The following is an 18,283-nucleotide window of genomic DNA, read 5'->3' on the forward strand; positions in this document are numbered from 1 at the left end:
ACACGCCACTTGCCTAGCGAATGTTGTAGAACGCGGCCTTGCCGGCGTAGCGCGCGCTGCCCTCGAGCTCGTCCTCGATGCGAATGAGCTGGTTGTACTTGGCGATACGGTCGCTGCGGCACGGGGCGCCCGACTTGATCTGGCCGGCATTGACGCCCACGACCAAGTCGGCGATCGTGGAATCCTCGGTCTCGCCGGAGCGGTGGCTCACGATGCAAGCGTAACCGGCCTCCTTGGCGGTCTCGATGGCCTCGAGCGACTCGGTGAGCGTGCCGATCTGATTGACCTTGACCAGGATCGCGTTGGCGGCACCCAGCTCGATGCCCTTCTTGAGGCGCTCGGTGTTGGTGACGAACAGGTCGTCGCCCACCAGCTGCACCTTGTTGCCAATGCGGCGGGTAAGCTCAACCCAACCGTCCCAGTCCTCCTCGGCCATGCCGTCCTCGATGGAGATGATGGGATAGGTGTCGACGAGCTTCTCCCAGTAATCAACCATCTGGGCACTCGTGTACTCCACGCCCTCGCCCTTGAGCTCGTACATGCCGGTCTCGGCGTTGTAGAACTCGGTCGAGGCCGGGTCCATGGCGTACATGAAGTCGACGCCGGGCTTAAAGCCAGCCTTCTCAACGGCCTTGGTGATGTACTCGAACGGCTCGGCGTTGGTCTTAAGGTTGGGCGCAAAGCCGCCCTCGTCGCCCACGCCGCCGCCCAAGCCGGCCTCGTGCAGCACGCCCTTGAGGGTGTGGTAGACCTCGGCGCACCAGCGCAGACCCTCGGCAAAGCTCGGGGCGCCCACCGGCATGATCATGAACTCTTGGAAGTCGACGTTATTGTCGGCATGCACGCCGCCGTTGAGGATGTTCATCATGGGCGTGGGCAGCAGATGGGCGTTGACGCCGCCCAGGTACTGGTACAACGAAAGACCCGCCGACTCGGCAGCGGCGCGGGCAACGGCCAGCGACACGCCCAGGATGGCGTTGGCACCGAGTTTGGTCTTGTTGGGGGTACCGTCCGCGGCAATCAGCGCGGCATCGACGGCGCGCTGGTCAAAGGCGTCGAGGCCCACGACGGCGTCGGCGCACTCCTTGTTGACATGCTCGACGGCCTGCGAAACGCCCTTGCCCAGGTAGCGACCCTTGTCGCCATCGCGCAGCTCGCAGGCCTCAAAGGCACCGGTCGAAGCGCCCGAAGGCACCATTGCGCGGCCAAAGCTACCGTCCTCGAGCACGACCTCGACCTCGACAGTGGGATTGCCGCGGCTGTCGAGCACCTCGCGACCGTAGACGTCCAAAATATCGCTCATGTTGTCTCCCTCTCACTTGGAAACATAGTGGATGCAAGCGACCGGCTGACCGTGCACCGTCGGTGCGCCTCCGTAAGTTAGCCATGTCGCACTTTTTGCATTATGCCCTAAGTTAGCCGAGGGATACACTTGATTTTCGAAAAATTTAGCGGGAACGATGAGGCGTGTCAGCCCGTCGTTCCCGCAGTCTTACTCCTCCGCCTTTGCGGCATCCCACAGGTCGTTAAGGCCGTGGGTCGAAAGCTCGGCAAGATCCACGTGGGCGTCAGCCGCCATCTGCTCCATCGCAGCCCAGCGGCGGCGGAACTTGGCCGTGCTCGCGCGCAGGGCACTCTCGGCGTCAATCCCCTCTTTGCGCGCAACGTTGACTAGGGCAAAGAGCAGGTCGCCAAACTCCATCTCGCGCTCGGGCGAGCCGGGCTCCTCGGCCTCAAACTCGGCACGCTCCTCGGCGACCTCGTCCCACACATCCTGGACCGTCTCCCACTCAAAGCCCACGGCCGCCGCCTTGCGCGACACCTTCTGAGCTTGCATCAGCGCCGGCAGGTGCGTGGGCACGCCGTCGAGCAGGCCTTCGGGCGCAGCCTCGTCCGCCGCCACAGCCTTGTCCTTGGCAGCCTTCTCGGCAAGCTTGACCTCGTCCCAAATCTTGAGCACCTCGTCGGGGCTGTCGGCATCCGCATCGCCAAACACGTGCGGGTGGCGGCGAATGAGCTTGGCGTCAATATCGCGCGCCACGTCGGCCAGCGTAAACTCGCCGGCGTCCGCCGCAATCTGCGCATGCAGCACCACCTGCATGAGCACGTCGCCCAGCTCCTCGCGCAGATGCGTGGCATCGTCGGCCTCGATGCAGTCGAGCGCCTCATAGGCCTCCTCGATCATGTTCTTGCCAATGCTGCGGTGCGTCTGCTCACGGTCCCACGGACAGCCGTCGGGCTGACGCAGGCGCCAGATGGTCTGCACCAGATGCTGCAGCTCGGCCGACGCGTCGACCAGCGTGGACAGGTCGCGCGAGCCCTCGGCATTTTGCTGAGCCATGTGCTGCGCCATGGTTACTCCTCCTCCAGGATCACGTGACGGAACGCGCCGCCCTCGTAGATACCGTAGCTGTGCGTACCGTCCTTGGGAATACTCACGCTGCCGGGATTGAAGAGCCACAGACCCGGGTGAGTCTCGCTTGCCTCGTTAACTTTGATGTGCGTGTGGCCGTAGACGAGCGCGGAGCCCTCGGGCAGCGCGGGCGCGTGGTCGACGCTGTTGTGCATGCCGGCGCCAAAGACGTGGCCGTGCGTCAGGAACAGCTCACGGCCGGCCTCATCGAACAGCGTGGCGTAGTCGGCCATGACAGGAAAGTCGAGGACCATCTGGTCGACCTCGGCGTCGCAGTTGCCGCGGACGGCAATGATGCGGTCGGCCAGGGCGTTGAGCAGCGGAATCACGCGCTTGGGGGCGTAGTCGCGCGGCAGGTCGTTGCGCGGGCCGTGGTAGAGCAGGTCACCCAGCAGCACGATGCGGTCGGGCTGCTCGGACTCGATGGCGGCACACAGGTGCTCGGTCCAGTATGCCGAGCCGTGGATGTCGGAGGCGATGAGGTATTTCATGGGGGGGTCCTTTCGGGTGGGGTTGATGGGGCTGGGCGTGGCGTGCCACTGGCCGCGCTATTCAAATCGCAGCGCCGCGGCTTGTGCCGCCTGCATCACGCGCTGGAGCGGCACGTTGTGCACGCGGGCGAGACGGGCGCAGTCCTCGTACTCGGGCGCCGCACGCTCACTGCCGTCGGGCAGGGTGGCCACCTTGACGGCTACCTCGCCCCAAGGCGTCGCCACCTGCTCAAAGCGGCGCGGCAGGCAGACGCGCTCCATAATCTGGCGCCGGATACCGTTGGTCGTAGTCTCCAAAAAGATAATCGTCTGTAGGCGCTCGATATCCTCGTGCGAGCAAATCACCTGCAGCTGCCAGCCGGGGCGGCCTTTTTTGCAGTAGAGGGGCAGCCAGTGCACCTCGCGGGCGCCGGCCTCGCGCAGGCGGTCGGCGGCGTAGGCGAGCACCTCGGGCGACGCGTCATCGATGTCGCACTCCAGCTTGACGATAGTTTCGGGCGCATCGGTCTCGCGGGACAGCGGAGATGTACTTCCACGTTGCATACGGTCCGAATCCTTTCCGCACGGGCTCGTTTTATTCACCCAAACGCTAGCACATCGGACGTGGCACAGGCGTGACTTTCGCCCGTCGCCGCCCTCACCCCTATCCAAACGTGTACGTCAGCCTCCAAACATGTCATTTTTTGTCGGTTTTGGAGGCTGACGTACACGTTTTGGAGCGAGGCCGCACACGATCAGAATTGCGCCCGCACTCCGTCCACCACAAAGTTCGCCGCACTCAACAATTTTGGACTTTCTACGCAGTTCATCGACCAAAAATTACCCTCGGCATACTTACCCGCTGCACGATGTTACTCTAGTTGCATTTGGCTAACTAAGCGGCTGCCGAGGACCCCGCCCGGCACCGTTACGGCATAGGAGGTTTCATGTTCGAGAAGCGGCTCTTCTCCCTGGTTCCGCAGGCAACGCCCTACATTATGGCAAGCGTCCTGTTTAAGTGGATCGCGCTCATGGCAAACATCACGGTGATGTGGGTGCTTGCGCGCATCTTGGGCGGCATCGTCACGGACGGCCTTTCCGCCGCGCTCGCCGTCGATGCCCTCGCACAGGCGGCCCTGCCGCTCGCCGCCGCCATCATCGTGCGCGCCGCCTCCATCTACCTGGCCCAACGCGCCGGCGACAAAGCCGCGTTCGAGGCCGTCCGCCGCGTGCGCTCGTTCGTCTACGACAAGCTCACCGCACTCGGCCCCTCCTACACCGAGACCGTCCCTACCGCCGAGGCCGTCCAGACCAGCGTCGAGGGCGCCACGCAACTCCAGGTGTACTTTGGCGGCTACCTGCCGCAGCCCTTCTTTGCCGGCTTGGCACCCATCACGCTGTTTGTACTGCTCGTGGGCCAGGCGGGTCTTCCCGCCGCGCTGCTGCTCGCCTGCGTTCCGATCATCCCCGTCTCCATTATGATGGTCATGCGCAACGCCAAAAAGATCGGTGCCGAGTACTGGGGCAGCTATGTCGATCTTGGCGGCATGTTCCTAGAGGCCGTGCAGGGTCTCACCACCCTTAAGGTCTACCAGGCCGATCGAAGCTGGCACGAGCGCATCAACGCCGAGTCCGAGCGTTTCCGCACAGCGACCATGCACCTGCTGGTGATGCAGCTGCGCTCCATTTGCGTTATGGACCTGGTCGTCTATATGGGCGCCGCGCTCGGCATTATCGTGGCCGCACTGCAGCTCGCCACGGGCAAGATCGGCTTTGAGGCTGCCTTCCTCATCGTCTTTCTGTCACAGGAGTTCTTTTTGCCTATGCGCCGCCTGGGATCGCTGTTCCACACGGCCATGAACGGCATGGCCGCCTCGCGCCGCATGTTTGGCATTTTGGATACGCCCGAGCCCGAGCGCGGCGATGTTGAGCTTGATGGTCGCGGCGATATCGAGCTCGCAGGCGTGAGCTATGCCTACGGCGACCGCACCGTGCTGGACAGCGCCAGCGCGACCATTGCGCACGGCTCGCTCGTGGCACTCGTGGGCGAAAGCGGCGGCGGCAAGTCCACGCTCGCGGGGATTATCGCGGGCCGCAAGGGTGCCTACCGTGGCAGCGTTCGCATCGGCGGCGTTGAACTGCGCGATGCCACGGCCACCTCACTCATGCGCGCCGTCACGCTGGTGCCCACCAACGGCTACCTGTTTGCCGGCACCCTGCGCGACAACCTGCTGCTCGCCCAGCCCAACGCCACCGACGCCGAGCTTTTGCGCGCGCTCGGCCGCACGCGCGTGGCGGCCTTTGTGCAGGCCAACGGCGGGCTCGACATGGTGATTAACGAGGGCGGCACCAACCTTTCGGGCGGCCAGCGCCAGCGCGTGTGCATGGCCCGCGCCCTGCTGCACGACTCGCCCATCTATGTGTTTGACGAGGCGACGAGCAACGTCGATGCCGCAAGCGAGGCCGCGATCGGCGAGGTCATCGCGTCGCTTGCCGGCGAGCACACCGTAATTGTGGTGGCGCATCGCCTGTCGACGATCGTGGACGCCGACCAGATCCTGGTGCTGGAACGCGGCCGCATTGCCGAGCACGGGACTCACAGCGAGCTCTTGGCCGCCGCGGGCGCCTATGCGCGCATGTGGAACAGCCAGAAGCAGCTCTCGGCATATGCGTATGCAGAGGGTGATGCTGAGGATGCCGGCGCGGTTGAGGCTGTTGACGGCAGCGCCGCCTGTGCCGATGGCCTCAACGGTACTAGTTCGTCTTCCGCTGCCGCGGCGCCTGACTCCGGCCGCGCCCGTCGCTCGGCGCCGTCCATCATGTGGCGCATGATGGGGCTCGTCCGACCGCTTGCCGGCTGGCTTGTGCTAGCCGTCGCGCTGGGCAGCATCGGCATGCTCACCGCCGCGTTCGTGCCGGCCTTTGGCGCCCTTGGCCTTATGGCCGCGCTGGGCCGCAACGCCTTGGGGCTTGGTCTTATCGCAGCATGCGCGGCCTGCGCCGCCTGCGGCATCGCGCGCGGGCCGCTCCACTACGGCGAGCAGCTCTGCAACCATTACATCGCATTCCGTCTGCTCGCACACATTCGCGACCTGGTGTTTGGCGCCCTGCGCCAGCTCGCCCCCGCCAAGCTCGAGGGCCGCGGCAAGGGCGAGCTCGTGAGCCTGGTCACCTCGGATATCGAGCTGCTCGAGGTCTTCTACGCGCACACCATCTCGCCCATTGCCATAGCTCTGGTCTGCACCGTTGTGTTTGAGGGTTTTTTGCTGGCTGTGAGCCCCGAGCTCGCGGGCATCGCGCTCGTGGCCTACGCGGTCTTGGGCGTGCTGCTGCCCCTGACCTCGGCCAAGGCATGCGGCACCACCGGCCGCCAGAGCCGCGAGGGCGCCGGTAAGCTGGGCGCCTTTGTGCTCGACAGTCTGCGCGGCGCATCCGAGACTATCCAGTTTGCCGGTGGCGCCGATCGCAGCCGTGCCCTGGGCAAGCTGACCGAGCAAGTCGGCGCCGTGGACGCGCGCCTCAAGCGCCGCCAAGCGGCCAGTGAGGCCGTAGCCGATGCGCTTATTCTTGCGGCCAATCTGGTGATGCTCGGGCGCGCGCTGCAGCTGGTAGCTGCGGGAACGATTGACTTTGCCGCAGCGTTTGTCGCCGTCTTTACCTTTGTGTCGTCGTTTGGCTCGGTGATGGCCGTGAGCCGCCTGGGCGCCTCACTGCAGGAGACGCTCGCCTCGGGCGCACGCGTGCTCGATTTGCTCGACGAGCAGCCCCAGTGCGCCGAGGTCGCCGATGGACAGGACGTTGAGTTTGCCGGCGCCGCAGCCGAGCATGTCAGCTTTAGCTATGCGGGCGGCGTGGACGCGGGCGGTGCGGGCGCCACAGAGCAGATCGCGAACAACGCCGCTGCGAGTCTCATCCTCGACGACGTGACCTGCACCTTTGCGCCCGGCACCATGACCTGCATCATGGGGCGCTCGGGCTCGGGCAAGTCGACGCTGCTTAAGCTGCTCATGCGCTTTTGGGACCCCGCAGCCGGCACCATCACGGTGAGCGGCGTCGATGCCCGCCACATCAACACGGCGAGCCTGCGCAGCCACGAGGCCTATATGACCCAGGACACACATCTGTTCTGCGGCACCGTACGCGAGAATCTGCTGGTCGCGCACGCCAATGCCACCGATGCCGAGCTGCTCGACGCTTGCCGCTCCGCCTCACTCACCACGCTCATCGACCGCCTGCCGCAGGGTCTCGACACCCCGGTTGCCGAGCTGGGCGACTCGCTCTCGGGCGGCGAGCGCCAGCGCATCGGCCTTGCGCGCATCTTCCTCAACGACGCGCCTTTCATCTTGCTCGACGAGCCCACCAGCGCACTCGACGCTCTCAACGAGGCAGCCGTAATGCAGGCCGTTGACGAGCTCAAGCGCCGCGGCAAGACCATCGTGCTCGTAAGCCATCGCGCCAGCACCTGCGCCTTTGCCGATTGCTCGCTTTCGGTCGAGCACGGGAGGCTGAGCTAATGGCGCGCCCGGTCGACACGCCGGAGCTGGCGCGCAAACGTGAGCGCGAGACCCAAATGGTGTCGCAGATGATCGCGCTGTGGTGTCGTGGGCATCATGGCGGCGGGCATGCGGTCGAGCAGGCTGGCGACGATGAGCCCGTGCGCGTGAAGCTCGGTCTTCGGACCATTACGCTCTGCCCCGAATGCGCCGAGCTGCAGAAATACGCCGTCGCGCGCATCGAGCGCTGCCCCCACATGGGCACCAAGACATTTTGCTCGGCTTGCCCCTCGCATTGTTACCGGTCTGCCATGCGCGAGAAGATTCGCGAGGTCATGCGCTGGTCAGGGCCGCGCATGATCTGCTATCGCCCCATCACTGCCGTCCGGCACGCGATTGTGACGGTGCAGGCCAAACGCGCGGCGACACGAAGCAAGTAGTCGCCGTCGCCGGCACGCGCTGCCCCGCCCCTCGCCCTCGTCTCAAACGTGTACGTCAGCCTCCAGACATGTCATTTTTTGTCGGTTTTGGAGGCTGACGTACACATTTTGGAGCGAGGCCGCACCGCGCGCCGCGCAGCCTTCCCAATCGATTTCGACCCCCGGCGTGCCCGGCGTGTTGAGGGCTGCGCCATTACAATGGAGCGGATTCGCCAAATGCAAAGGAGTCGCCATGTCCGCCTGCCCGCTGGTCGATTGCCATACCCACACCTCGTTTTCGGATGGCCATGCCTCGTTTGAGGACAACGTCCGCGCCGCTGCTGCAGCCGGCTGCCGCGTCATGGTCTCGACTGACCACCTCACCCTGCCCGCCAGCATGGACGCCAACTGCGAAGTGCAGGTTGTCGAGGACGACCTGACGGCGCATCGCCTGGCATTTGAGGACGCCCGCAGGCTTGCCACGCAAATCGCGCCGGAGCTCGAGCTTATCTATGGCTTTGAATGCGACTGGTACGAAGGTTGCGAGCCTTTGGTTGAGGGCTGGTCCGCGGGTGCCATAGTGCGCTTGGGCAGTGTGCACTGGATTGGCAACCCGGGAGATATTGCGGCAGGTGCCGCGGGCACGGCAGGGACAGAGGACGTCGCGCGCCCCGATACGCCCGACTCACGCTGCGGCTGGATCGACGACGACACCAACCTGCACGTTTGGGAAAACTTAGGCGTGCGCGGCGTATGGGAACACTACGTCGACGACTGGTGCCGTGCTTGCGAAAGCTCGCTTAACTTTGACGTGATGGCCCACCCCGACCTGGTCATGCGTTTTTCGAAGGAGGGCTTTGCGCCCGATTTTGACCCGGCGCCGTTTTGGGGGCAGATGGCCGAGTGCGCGCACGATACGGGTCGCCGTGTCGAAGTCTCGACCGCCGCGCCGCGTAAGGGCCTCGACGACTATTACCCCTCGACGGGGCTGTTGCGCTGCTTCGCCCACGCCGAGGTGCCAATCACTTTTGGCTCGGACGCGCACCGCGCCTGCGACATCTGCTGGAACATTCGCGAGGCTCAGGCCCACGCCTACGACTGCGGTTATCGAACCTTCGACATCCCCCACGCCACCAGCGAATGGGAGTCCACGCCCCTCGCCTAACTAGTCGTTTAAGAACGTCCATTGACTAGTGGCGGCGGGCGTTGAGTTCGCCGGCCAGCTCGTCGAGGGTAATGCCGTAGCGCTCGAGCGTCACGAGCAGGTGGTAGATCAGGTCGCCGGCCTCGTAGCGAATGTGATCGTGGTCGTTATCCTTGCAGGCCATGATCACCTCGCTCGCCTCCTCGGCAAGCTTCTTGAGCAGCTCGTCCTCGACGTCGGTCAGCAGACGGGCGGTGTAGCTCTCCTGTGGCGACGCATCGCGACGACCGTGAATCACCTCGGCCAGACCCGTCAGCGTCTCGCCGATGTTTCCATCCTGAACATTTGCGGTGCGCACACCCATAGTTCAATCCTTTCTGGTGGCCGAGCGTCTAATCGAACGCCCGCCCTACGCGAGTTTCTTAAAGAAGCAGGTACGGTTGCCGGTATGGCAGGCAGGACCCGGCGAGTCGACCTTGACCAGCAGTGTGTCGCTATCGCAATCGGCCCAGAGCCCACGGACCTCCTGCATGTTGCCGCTCGTCGCGCCCTTGTTCCAGAGCTCCTGGCGGCTGCGGCTCCAAAACCACGTGGTCCCGGTCTTGAGCGTCAGCCCCACCGATTCCTCGTTCATCCAAGCAACCATAAGCACCTCGCCGGTGTCATATTGCTGAACCACGCAGGGAATGAGCCCACAGTCGTCATATTTAAGCTCTGCCGCGGTTGTCACTTGCTCCATTTAGAAGTCCAATCTCACGGGGATTCCCTGGCTAGCCATATATTCTTTGACTTCGCGAATGCTGAAGGTTCCAAAGTGAAAGACGCTGGCCGCCAGCACGGCGTCGGCTTCGCCCTCGATCACGCCCTCGGCAAAATGCTCGAGCGTGCCCACGCCACCGCTCGCGATGACGGGAATCGGCACCGCACGCGCCACGGCGCGGGTGAGTGCCAGGTCAAAGCCGGCCTTGGTGCCGTCGCGGTCCATGCTGGTCAGCAAGATCTCGCCGGCGCCGCGGCGAGCCGCCTCCTCGGCCCACGCCACCGCGTCGATACCCGTGGCATTGCGGCCTCCCGCGGTAAAGACCTCCCACTTGTCGGCATCCGGCTGCCCAGGCAGGCCGACGCGCTTGGCATCGATCGCCACGACCACGGCCTGGCTGCCAAACGCCGCGGCAGCTTGGCTGATCAGCGATGGGTCGCGCACAGCGGCAGAGTTGAGCGATACCTTGTCGGCACCGGCCGCCACCATCGTTCGCATGCCCGCAAGGTCGCGAAAGCCACCGCCCACGGCGTAGGGAATGGCGAGCTCCTCGGCCGCATGCGCCGCCATCTCGATGGTCGTCGCACGGTTGTCGCTCGTGGCAGTGATGTCCAGGAACACGACCTCGTCCGCACCCTCGCGATCGTAGGCACGGGCAAGCTCCACCGGATCGCCCGCATCGCGCAGGCTCACAAAGTTGACGCCCTTGACCACGCGGCCGTCCTTAACGTCCAGGCAGGGAATGACGCGTTTGGTAAGCATGGGCTACTCCTCCCCTCGCGCGGCGGCCAACGCCTGTACCAGCGTAAAGTTGCCCTCGTAGAGCGCACGACCGGTGATGGCGCCCTCAATAGCGCCCTCGCCCACCGCGGCGAGCGCACGGATATCATCGAGCGTCGAGATGCCGCCCGACGCCACAACGGGAAAGCCCGCGACCTCGGCCACGTGGCGATATGCTGCCACGTCGATGCCCGTCTGCATACCGTCGCGCGCGATATCGGTATACACCAGATGTTTAAAGCCCAGCTCCGTGAGCTGCGCCACGGCATCGTCGAGCGCCACACCCGCACCGTCGCGCCAACCGTTCACCTTGACCTGGCCGTCACGGGCGGCAATATCTGCCACCAGCAGCTCGCCAAAGCCTTGGGCCGCCACCTCGGCAAAACCCGGCTCAGTCACCAGCACGGTGCCCAGTGCGATGCGACGCGCGCCGTAGCCGGCCAGCTCGTCGATGCGCGCGAGCGAGCGAACGCCGCCGCCCACGTCCACCGACAGACCGTCGACGCCGCAGATGGCCTCGATCGCCGCCGAGTTGGCAGCGCACGCGTCCTCGTCCTCGCCAAAGGCAGCGGACAGGTCGACGACGTGCACCCAGCTCGCACCCTGCTCGGCAAAGGAGCGAGCAACGGCCACGGGGTCGTCGGAATATACCTTGCAGCGGCTCCGGTCGCCGCGCTCCAGGCGCACGACCTTGCCGCCGATCAAATCGATTGCAGGAAACAGGATCATCGGCCGGCCTCCTCGACGATGTTGACGAAGTTCTTAAGGATGCGCTGACCAAGCGCGGAGGATTTCTCGGGATGGAACTGGCAGCCCCACACGTTGCCGCGACGCACGATGCACGGGAAACTCCGCGTGTAGTGTGTGCGCGCCAAAACATCAGCGGCATCGGCGTCGTCGGTCACCGCGTAGCTGTGGGTGAAGTACATGTTGGCGCCCTCGGCAAAACCGGCGAGCAGCGGGTCGGCAGCACCGGCGGGCGTCATGTGCACCTGGTCCCAGCCCACGTGCGGCACCTTCAGACGACTCGATTCCAAGCGCGTACACGAACCGCGCATGATGCCCAGGCCATCGACCCAGGGGCCGCCAGCCTGCTCGGGGGTGCCGCCATCCGCGGCCACGCCCTCGTCCGCAGGCACGCCCTCGTTGCCGCGCTCAAAAAAGAGCTGAAGACCCAGGCAGATGCCGAGCAGCGGAGTTCCGGCGACAACGGCACCGAGCACCGCGTCCGCCTCGCCGCTCTGGCGCATAAAGGCGATCGCGTCATAGAACGCGCCCACGCCCGGGATGACCAGGCCGTCGGCGTCGCGGATCTGCTCCGGATCATCCGATGTACAGGCGGCGGCACCGGCGCGCGCAAGCCCGCGCACGACGCTCGACAAGTTGCCCTTGTGGTAGTCGACCACCACGATCTTCGGTTCGCCCACGCGACCCCTCCTCCTCGTCTTGTCCAAAAACCACCACAAAGGGGACAGGCACCTTCGTAGTGGTTTTACCTTTGTAGCGGTTACAGCGAGCCCTTGGTGCTGGGGATGCCCTGCACGCGGGGATCGAGCTCGCAGGCGTGGCGCATCGTGCGGCCCACGGCCTTAAAGGCGGCCTCGATAATGTGATGCGAGTTGCCGCCCGCCAACTCGCGCACATGCAGCGTGAGCTTGGCGTCGCGCGCGAAGGCGTAGAAGAACTCGACGGCCAGCTCGGTATCAAAGCTGCCCACGCGCTCGGTGGGCACGGGCAGCTCGCAGTAGGCCTGCCCGCGGCCCGAAATATCAACAGCAGCCATCACAAGCGTCTCGTCCATGGCGATCGCCGCGTCGGCAAAGCGCGTAATGCCCGCCTTGTCGCCCAGCGCCCGGCAAAACGCCTCGCCCAGCACAATACCCGTGTCCTCGACGGTGTGGTGCGCATCGACCTCCACGTCGCCCACCGCGTGCACCGTCAGATCGAACAGACCATGGCGGCCAAAAGCGTTGAGCATGTGGTCGAAAAACGGCACGCCGGTCGAGATATCGCACACACCGGATCCGTCCAGGTCGAGCTTTACGACAATGTCGGTCTCGTCCGTCTTGCGGGTTGCCTCGGCATAGCGGTCCATCTACATCCCCTCCTTCACCAGCGCGGCAAACGCAGCCAGTACCTCGTCGTTTTCCTGTGGGGTGCCCACGGTAATGCGCAGGCAGTCCGCGAGCCCCGGCGCATAGCTAAAGTCGCGCACCAAAATTGAATACTCGTCGCGCAGGCGCTCGCGCACGCGCGTGGCATGCGGCGTACGCACGAGCACAAAGTTCGCCGCGCTCGGCCATGCCTCCACGGGCATGCCCTCGGCAGCCATCGCGCGCAGAGCGGCCTGTTCGCGTTCGCGCTCGGATGCGACCTGCGCCACCACGGGCGTGTAGGCATCACGGGCACGCACGCAGGCAAGTGCTGCCGCCTGGCTCAGTACGTTGACCGAATAGATCTGGCGAATCGCCGCGAACACGTCGATGACTTCCGGCGCCGCGATCACGTAACCCAGACGCGTACCGGCAGCGCCGAACGCCTTGGACAACGTATGCAGAATCACCAGGTTGGGATGCTCGGCGATAAGCCCCTGCGCCGTGGTGACCGCGCCAAACGAATCGTCGGCAAACTCCACGTAGGCCTCGTCAACCATTACCATGCCGGGGCACGCATCGCACAGCGCCGCGACAAAGTCGAGCGGTGCCACGTCACCCGTGGGGTTGTTGGGCGAGGTCACGATTGCCAGGTTGCACTCGGACGCCGCCGCAAGCACGGCTGCCTGGTCGAGCTCAAAGGTCGCGGGGTCGCGCCACACGTCGCGCACCTCGGTCTGACAGAGCGACGCAAAGAACGCATACTCGCTAAAGCACGGCGGGCAGTTGAGCAGGGTCCGTCCCGCGCCGCCAAACGCCAACAGGTAGTTATAGAGCAGCTCGTCGCCGCCGTTGCCCACGCAGACATTCTCGCGCGCCACACCATGCCAAGCGGCAAGCTCGTCGCGCAGATCGTTGGACATGGGATCGGGATAGCGGTTGAGCGGCGTGGCAGCCAGGGCGGCGTCGACCGCCTCGCGCACGCCAGCCGGCACGGGATAGGTGTTCTCGTTGGCCGAAAGGTTGATGCGCGTGGGCGTAAAGTTGGGATCGTAGGGCTCAATACCGGCCAGGTAAGGCTGGACGAGCTCCTTCATGCGAGGCGTGAGTTCGGCCATATTAGGCCTCCCCGCCGGTTACGCCAGCGCCATCTGCGCCTGCAGCCGCCAGGTCCACGCCCTCGGCAACCGTCGCCACGGCGTCGCCCGGCCAGGCAACCTTGGTCAGGTCGGCCGCGGCGAGCGACTCGGCGCTCACGGCATCCTCGCCCTGCTCCAACACGCGGCGACGCAGTGCGGCCGAAAGCGCGTGCGCCCACAGGCCCTCGGCCTCGGCCAGACGCTGCGTAGCGGGAGCGTCGGAGAGCAGGCCCTCGGGTGTATAGCAAATGACACTCGAGCGCTTGACGAACTCTTCGACCGAAAGCGGGTTGGAGAACATGGCCGTGCCGCCGGTCGGCAGCGTGTGATTGGGGCCAGCAACGTAATCGCCGAGCGGCTCGGAGCTCCAAGCGCCCACAAAGATGGCGCCGGCGTTGCGAATGCCGCCGAGCAGGCCCATCGCATCCTTGCAATGCAGCTCAAGGTGCTCGGGCGCCACGGTGTTCACTGCCTCGACGGCAGCCGCCATGTCGGCGGCCACCACGATGGTGCCTTCGTTGTCGAGCGAGGCACGCGTGATCTCGGCACGCGGGGACTGTGCCACCAGGATGTCGATACCTGCCTCAACCTCACGCGCAAACTGCTCGTCGCAGGTCACCAGATAGCAGGCCGCCAGCGGATCATGCTCGGCCTGGGCCATCAGGTCGGCCGCGACCACCATGGGCTTGGCCGTGGCGTCGGCCAGCACGCAGACCTCGGAGGGACCGGCGACCATATCGATACCCACATCACCCGAGACAATCTGCTTGGCGGCGGCAACAAAGGCGTTGCCCGGGCCGGTGATTTTGTCGACACGCGGAATGGTCTCGGTGCCGTACGCCAGCGCGGCCACGGCCTGAGCGCCGCCCACCATATAGATCTCGTCCACGCCGCCGAGCTTGGCCGCCGCAAGCGTATACGGGCTGATCAGGCCGTCTTTTTGCGGCGGGGTCACCATGACCACGCGCTTGACGCCGGCCACCTTGGCGGGAATGGCGTTCATGAGCACGGTGGAAGGGTATTGTGCACGACCGCCCGGCACGTAGATGCCAGCCGCAGCAAGCGGGGTCACCTTAACGCCGAGCATCGTGCCGTCCGCGCGCGTGGTAAACCAGCTCTGCTCGACCTCGCGCTGGTGGAACTCGCGAATCTGGCGTGCAGCCTTCTCGAGCGCGGCGACAAAGGTCGGGTCGAGGCCTTCGAGCGCGGCATCGATCTGCTCTTGCGGCAGACGGAAGCTCTGCAGCTCAACGCCGTCAAAGCGCCGGCAATAGTCGCACACCGCGGCATCGCCGTTAGCGCGCACGTTGGCCACGATATCGCGGGCGGCATCGACGATGTTTTGCGGCAGCACGCCCTTGCGGTTGAGCTGGTTGGTAACGAGGCGCTCACCGGGAGCGAGCTTGATGGTCTTCATATCGGTATCCCCTATCGGTTGAGGTTGCATTTGAAAAACGAGATGCCGGGCAGCGACACCAATCGGTCCGCAGCCCGGATATGGGGGCGCCCGTGCGTGCTCGCGCTATTGTGCCGAGCCCGCGACGGGCTCAAAATGCTTGTCCTTCACGGCAGCAGCCAGACGATCGGCCAAGTTGCGCACGCGCGGATCCAGGCGCGCGGCACCCGGATTGACGAAGAAGCGGGCCGTGCAGTCCATAATGCGGCCGGTGATGACCAAGTCGTTGTCGCGCAGCGTGGCGCCCGTCGCGGTAATATCCACGATGCGATCGGTCATGCCGACGATGGGGCCCAGCTCGATGTTACCGTGCAGGGAGACGATATCGGCGTTCACGCCGCGCTCGGCATACCAGGCGCTCGCGATGCGCGGGTACTTGGTGGCCACGCGAAGCGACCCGCGGCGGGCATAGTTGCGCTCGGCCTGGCCGGCGCGCCATGCGGGCTCCGCCTCGATAAACGTGCACAGGCCGTAGCCCAGATCGACCAGCTGCAGCAGGTTGAGGTCGGCCTCGATAAGCGAGTCCCAGCCGCAGATGCCGCAGTCGGCGCCGCCGCAGCCCACAAAGGCGGGCGCGTCGCTGGGGCGCACAATGACAAACTCGATATCGCCGACCGCGCCCTCACCGGCACGCGTGTCGCGACCGCGCACGATCAGGTGACGACCGGGGTCACGCAGCTCAGAGACATCAAGGCCCGCGGCCTCGAGCACGTCGAGCGTGTCGGCCTTGAGCGAGCCCTTGGGCACGGCGATGCGCAGCGGGCCCTCGGCGCCACGGCCCACAGCGTGATCGCCGTCGGAGGCGGCGTCCTCGGCCGAGGTGCGCGCGGCCTCCAGACGCTCGAGCGAAAAGGCGAAGCCCGCCGCCGGCACCTCGATACCATCGCCGAATGCGCCGGTAAAGATGGAGTCGTAGCGTCCGCCCGAACCGACCGGATCGGGCAAGCCGCCGGCATAGGCCTTAAAGACCAGGCCCGTGTAGTAATCGAAAGAGTTCATGATGGAGAAGTCGAACGACAGCACCTGGGCGTCCTCGGGAGCCAGGCCCTCGACCAGGGCACGCAGCTCGCGCGTGAGCGGCGCGACAATGCCCGCCGCCGCCAGAAGCGCATCGACGCGGTCGAGTACCTCGGCACCGCCGTGCAAGCGCGGCAGCTCGCCAATGGCGGCCTTGACGGCATCGGGCTCGGCGCTTGCAGCCACGCGGGCATCGAGGCCCACAAAGTCGTTGGCGTGCACGCAGCGCAGCGCCTCGGCAGCAAGCTCGCGGTCCTTGCACGCCGCGAGCAGTTCCTTAAACGGACGCACGCTACCTGCGATAATGCGCGCATCGGGCAGCGCCAGCTTGCGTACCGCCTCGGCCACGAGCGAGACAATCTCGACATCGCCCGCGGTGTCGCCCGCACCGATAAGCTCAAAGCCCAGCTGCGTAAACTGACGCGAGCCACCGGCATTGCGCTGGCACTCGCGAACCACCGGCGCCTCATAGCGCAGGCGCAGGGGCAGGTCGGCCGCGCGCATGCGGGTCGAGACCAGACGCACGATCGGCAATGTGTTGTCGGGACGGACCACCAGCAGACGGCCATCATCGTCAAAAAGCTTAAACGGCGTGTCCGCGATGCGGCCGCCTTCCTCGAGTGAACCCTTGTCCTCGAGCAGCGGCGTTTCGACCGGAAGGTAATGATGCTCCCTGAAGCAGCCCTTCACCGTCAGCGCAATCTCCTCGCGCGCCTGAGCCTCCTCGGGCAATATGTCCCGGAATCCCCACGGTGTGGCCGTCATCTGGTGAGCCTCCTCATGCTGTGTTTCATATAGAGCAGAAGACCGGCATAGCTCCGCCGGTCTTCTGGGTACTTTAGCATACTAGAGTGCTTGCGGGGAAAATCGTCTCTCTCGGCTCACAGCGTATTCATTTGGAAACATTGGAACGGATTGTCGCAACCCAACCCCACCTAGACGCCAATCGCACGACGATACTCTGCCATTACCTGCGCATCGGCAGCTGCGGGGTCGGCAAAATAGCGCCAGTCATAGGTCTCGGCCGAAACAACTCCGCGATAGCCGCGCGCCACCAGCCTATCCAGGTCGGCGCGCATATCGCGGTCGCCGTCACCCCAGGCAAGATGCGTCGTGCCATCTGCCGCAACATCGACAAAATGCACGTGGGCGACATCATCGCCAAGCAGATCGAAATAATCGTCGATGGTATCCCCTGCCACCGCCATAGCGCCCAAATCCAGACACGCCTTAAGTGCCGGATGATCAACTGCCTCGATCATGCGCTTCGTGTCGGCCGCCGAGTTCACGATCATCGACTCAACCGGCTGTAGGGCCTCGAGCACCAGTCGCACGCCGCGCTCTCCCGCATGCTCGGCAATCGCACGCAGCATCGAGGCGCTGCGACCCCACGCGTCCTCGATCGGCTCGTTCAAAAATGCCCAGCCGCTCGAGACCATGACCTGCTCGGCTCCAAGTTCCGCCGCGATATCTACAACGTTCTTAAAGTACGCGAGCGTGCGGGCACGCGCCTCATTCCCGCGCGCCGCGATATTCCACGGCTTGGGGTTGTTCTGTTCGGGACAAAGCCCCACAATCCGAACCCCATACCGCTGCGACAGCTCCCGTACCCGTTCGAGCGAATCGTATCCATGGCAATCGACATACAGATGCATCGCCCCGGTCCAAAGCTCGCAACACGTGTAGCCCGAAGCCGACGCCGAAGAAAAGAACTCCTCAAGGTCAAAATAACGATGGCTGATATTCATGACGGCAAGCTGGGGATAGCTCATAATTACTCTCCAACCCAAGCGAGGCCCCGTTCCATATAGGAGCGAGGCCCGATTACACAAACGTTATTTGCTCTTAGTAGTCGAACTGGTGATAGTAGCGACGGTAGTTGAGGTTGTGCTTGGTGACCGTCTCGTAGTAAGCGGCAAGGCGATCGGTGATCAGCGAGGAGAGGATCCACGGGGAGACGATGACGCGGAACTCGTCGTCAAGGCCGGGGATCGCGAACTCGGCAGTGTCGATGACGTTGACGTCGGTGTCGCCGGTCACGCCGCGGGTCAGGAACGCGCGGACGCGCTCGTCGAGCTTGCGGTTCTCGTCCTCGCCCA

At 64.9% G+C, this 18,283-nt stretch carries 17 protein-coding genes and 1 pseudogene; 3 read left to right on the plus strand and 15 right to left on the minus strand.

What is annotated here, in order from left to right:
• Positions 1-13 precede the first annotated feature (13 nt).
• From eno to larC2, 4 genes are all read right to left on the minus strand, one after another.
• Positions 14-1,303 carry a phosphopyruvate hydratase gene (eno, locus tag PMW70_RS04975; protein ID WP_271744046.1) on the minus strand — a complete coding sequence of 430 codons (1,290 nt, stop codon included), beginning with the start codon at positions 1,301-1,303 and terminating at the stop codon, positions 14-16.
• Between the two features lie 189 nt (positions 1,304-1,492).
• On the minus strand, positions 1,493-2,353 hold the full coding sequence (gene mazG / locus PMW70_RS04980) for a nucleoside triphosphate pyrophosphohydrolase (protein ID WP_271744047.1): 861 nt from the start codon (positions 2,351-2,353) through the stop codon (positions 1,493-1,495).
• A gap of 2 nt (positions 2,354-2,355) precedes the next feature.
• Positions 2,356-2,904 (minus strand): phosphodiesterase, encoded by a 549-nt coding sequence (yfcE, locus tag PMW70_RS04985; RefSeq protein ID WP_271744048.1) that lies wholly within the window; start codon positions 2,902-2,904, stop codon positions 2,356-2,358.
• A gap of 57 nt (positions 2,905-2,961) precedes the next feature.
• Positions 2,962-3,447 carry a nickel pincer cofactor biosynthesis protein LarC2 gene (gene larC2, locus PMW70_RS04990; protein ID WP_271744049.1) on the minus strand — a complete coding sequence of 162 codons (486 nt, stop codon included), beginning with the start codon at positions 3,445-3,447 and terminating at the stop codon, positions 2,962-2,964.
• 383 nt (positions 3,448-3,830) lie between these two features.
• Here larC2 and PMW70_RS04995 point away from each other — a divergent pair, with 383 nt between their 5' ends.
• The 3 genes from PMW70_RS04995 (at position 3,831) to PMW70_RS05005 (ending at position 8,960) form a co-directional block, all read left to right on the plus strand.
• Positions 3,831-7,397: a thiol reductant ABC exporter subunit CydD/CydC gene (locus PMW70_RS04995; protein ID WP_271744050.1), complete on the plus strand. Its 3,567-nt coding sequence runs from the start codon at positions 3,831-3,833 to the stop codon at positions 7,395-7,397.
• Entirely contained in the window at positions 7,397-7,816 is a 420-nt protein-coding gene (locus tag PMW70_RS05000; protein ID WP_271744051.1) for a nitrous oxide-stimulated promoter family protein, read from the plus strand. The genes PMW70_RS04995 and PMW70_RS05000 overlap by 1 nt, the downstream gene beginning before the upstream one ends.
• Positions 7,817-8,048: 232 nt before the next feature.
• Positions 8,049-8,960, plus strand: coding sequence for a PHP domain-containing protein (locus tag PMW70_RS05005; protein ID WP_271744052.1), 912 nt, complete (start codon positions 8,049-8,051; stop codon positions 8,958-8,960).
• Between the two features lie 25 nt (positions 8,961-8,985).
• Here PMW70_RS05005 and hisE read toward each other — a convergent pair whose 3' ends face one another.
• The 11 genes and pseudogenes from hisE to PMW70_RS05060 all read right to left on the minus strand — a co-directional run.
• Positions 8,986-9,303, minus strand: a complete 318-nt coding sequence (gene hisE, locus PMW70_RS05010; protein WP_195536089.1) for a phosphoribosyl-ATP diphosphatase — start codon at positions 9,301-9,303, stop codon at positions 8,986-8,988.
• Positions 9,304-9,348: 45 nt separating this feature from the next.
• Positions 9,349-9,678 (minus strand): phosphoribosyl-AMP cyclohydrolase, encoded by a 330-nt coding sequence (gene hisI / locus PMW70_RS05015; protein ID WP_271744053.1) that lies wholly within the window; start codon positions 9,676-9,678, stop codon positions 9,349-9,351.
• A complete protein-coding gene (gene hisF, locus PMW70_RS05020) occupies positions 9,679-10,461 on the minus strand; it encodes an imidazole glycerol phosphate synthase subunit HisF (RefSeq protein ID WP_117817577.1) in 783 nt (260 codons plus the stop codon).
• 3 nt (positions 10,462-10,464) lie between these two features.
• Positions 10,465-11,208 carry a 1-(5-phosphoribosyl)-5-[(5-phosphoribosylamino)methylideneamino]imidazole-4-carboxamide isomerase gene (locus PMW70_RS05025; RefSeq protein ID WP_117817579.1) on the minus strand — a complete coding sequence of 248 codons (744 nt, stop codon included), beginning with the start codon at positions 11,206-11,208 and terminating at the stop codon, positions 10,465-10,467.
• The gene (gene hisH / locus PMW70_RS05030; protein ID WP_271744054.1) at positions 11,205-11,906 is read right to left on the minus strand and encodes an imidazole glycerol phosphate synthase subunit HisH; all 702 of its coding nucleotides are present in this window, start codon (positions 11,904-11,906) and stop codon (positions 11,205-11,207) included. Before hisH ends, PMW70_RS05025 begins: the two co-directional genes overlap by 4 nt.
• A gap of 80 nt (positions 11,907-11,986) precedes the next feature.
• Positions 11,987-12,574 (minus strand): imidazoleglycerol-phosphate dehydratase HisB, encoded by a 588-nt coding sequence (gene hisB / locus PMW70_RS05035; protein ID WP_271744055.1) that lies wholly within the window; start codon positions 12,572-12,574, stop codon positions 11,987-11,989.
• Positions 12,575-13,690, minus strand: a complete 1,116-nt coding sequence (hisC, locus tag PMW70_RS05040) for a histidinol-phosphate transaminase (protein WP_271744056.1) — start codon at positions 13,688-13,690, stop codon at positions 12,575-12,577.
• Between the two features lies 1 nt (position 13,691).
• Positions 13,692-15,128 (minus strand): histidinol dehydrogenase, encoded by a 1,437-nt coding sequence (hisD, locus tag PMW70_RS05045; RefSeq protein ID WP_271744057.1) that lies wholly within the window; start codon positions 15,126-15,128, stop codon positions 13,692-13,694.
• A gap of 105 nt (positions 15,129-15,233) precedes the next feature.
• Positions 15,234-16,949, minus strand: a complete 1,716-nt coding sequence (gene hisG / locus PMW70_RS05050; RefSeq protein WP_271744058.1) for an ATP phosphoribosyltransferase — start codon at positions 16,947-16,949, stop codon at positions 15,234-15,236.
• Positions 16,950-17,119: 170 nt separating this feature from the next.
• A complete protein-coding gene (locus PMW70_RS05055; protein ID WP_117648470.1) occupies positions 17,120-17,956 on the minus strand; it encodes a sugar phosphate isomerase/epimerase family protein in 837 nt (278 codons plus the stop codon).
• Between the two features lie 73 nt (positions 17,957-18,029).
• Positions 18,030-18,283: pseudogene (locus PMW70_RS05060) on the minus strand (SIS domain-containing protein); the annotation flags it as partial.

The sequence above is a fragment of the Collinsella aerofaciens genome (assembly GCF_028209625.1).
GTDB lineage: Bacteria > Actinomycetota > Coriobacteriia > Coriobacteriales > Coriobacteriaceae > Collinsella > Collinsella aerofaciens_AM.